This window comes from Nocardioides sp. CPCC 206348 (assembly GCF_048654705.1).
In the GTDB taxonomy this organism is placed as follows: domain Bacteria; phylum Actinomycetota; class Actinomycetes; order Propionibacteriales; family Nocardioidaceae; genus Nocardioides.
This window is the reverse complement of sequence record NZ_JBMCZA010000052.1, coordinates 1-1,358: the sequence shown is the minus strand read 5'-3', so window position 1 is coordinate 1,358 and position 1,358 is coordinate 1. Positions and strand designations below refer to the sequence as shown.

At 69.7% G+C, this 1,358-nt stretch carries 2 protein-coding genes; both read right to left on the bottom strand.

What is annotated here, in order from left to right; translation table 11 throughout:
* Positions 1–172: 172 nt before the first annotated feature.
* Positions 173–922, bottom strand: coding sequence for a 4'-phosphopantetheinyl transferase family protein (locus ACOADB_RS01830; RefSeq protein ID WP_378596203.1), 750 nt, complete (start codon positions 920–922; stop codon positions 173–175).
* 26 nt (positions 923–948) lie between these two features.
* A partial coding sequence (locus ACOADB_RS01825; RefSeq protein WP_378596202.1) for a carboxymuconolactone decarboxylase family protein occupies positions 949–1,358 on the bottom strand: 410 nt, incomplete at its 5' end.

Genomic DNA, 1,358 nt, shown 5'->3' with positions numbered 1-1,358 from the left:
GACACTGATCTGTCACCCATCAACCGAAGCTGTTCAGGGGCACCCGTTCTTGTACGACGACGCAACCGATCCGGACTCCAGAACGTCTACATGAGTGTGATCTGGACAGCTGGAATCCTGATGTGGTCGATGGTCCTGCTGGTCGCCGCGGTGGCGATCGCAAGACGCTGACTCAGGCGCGCAGGGCGAGCGCCGCGCCGTACCCGTCGGGGACGACGACGTCGCGCAGCGACCACTCACCGACGGTCCGGCCGGGTGCGTCGTCGGTGCCGAGGTAGTCGAGGTGGGGGTCGCGGCCCAGGCCGATGCCGATGCCCTTGAGGTAGGCCTCGGTCCGTGACCAGGCACGCGTGAAGCGGACGGCGGCGCGGCCGCCGTCGAGCGTGCCGCGGGCCGCGGCTTCGATCTCCGCCGTCTCCTGCGGGTGCAGGACACCGGCGAGAGCCGTCGGGTCGTCGGGGTGGCGCTCGACGTCGACACCCACCGGCACGTCGGCCACCGCGACCAGGATCTGGCCGGGCGTGTGCGACAGCGAGAACTCGATCGCGGTGCCCTCGGCCCGCGGTCGTCCGTGCGGCTCGCCGCATCCGGGACAGGGGTGACGTCCCCACACGACCTTCTCCGGCGGGGTGTCGGTCGCGGAGCCCACGACGAGGCGAGCGGCGGCGTGCGCGATCTCGTAGGCCCGGCGCAGCTCGGCCCGGACGTACTTGGACGCCTGGTGGCGCTCGGCCTCGTCGAGCCAGCTGCGGCCGAGCTCGAGCTCGTCCTCGCCGAAGCGTGCCGTGTCGATCAGCCACACGCCCAGGCCGGCACCGGTGGCCTCACGGGGGTGCGGCTCACCCAGGAACGACGCGAGGGTCGCGGGGACGATCGCGATCGCGGAGCGATCAGGTACTGCTTCCGACGTTTCTCGGCTCATCACCACCGAGGTTAACAAGGTCTTGTTCAGACGCCCCTGGCCCGGTTCGCCTTGGCGATCGTCTCCTCGACGATCGAGTTGAGGCGGGCACCGTTCGGCCACCCGGCGTAGTGGCTCACGAACACCACGATCTCGCGCAGTGCTTCGTCGTCGAGGTCGCCCGCCGCATGTGCCGCCGGGACCTGGATGCCGAGGACGTCCGCCGCGCCCTGGCCGGCGAGCATGCCGATCAGGATCAGGCGGCGGTCACGGTCGGAGATCCCCGGGCGGGTCCAGATGTCCGCGAACAGGTGATCGGCGGTGTAGCGGAAGAAGTCCCCGTCGCCGTCGGTCATGTCGAAGCCGTAGACCTGTTCCATCTTCTCCAGGCCCTTGCGGCGGGTCTCGGGGAGGTCGTCGAACTTGCCCATCAGTTGGCTCCTTGGGTTGCGGGGGT

What these genes read in the sequence shown, in the direction of transcription:
- ACOADB_RS01830 (WP_378596203.1), bottom strand. Translation starts at nt 922, where the DNA reads ATGAGCCGAGAAACGTCGGAAGCAGTACCTGATCGCTCCGCGATCGCG.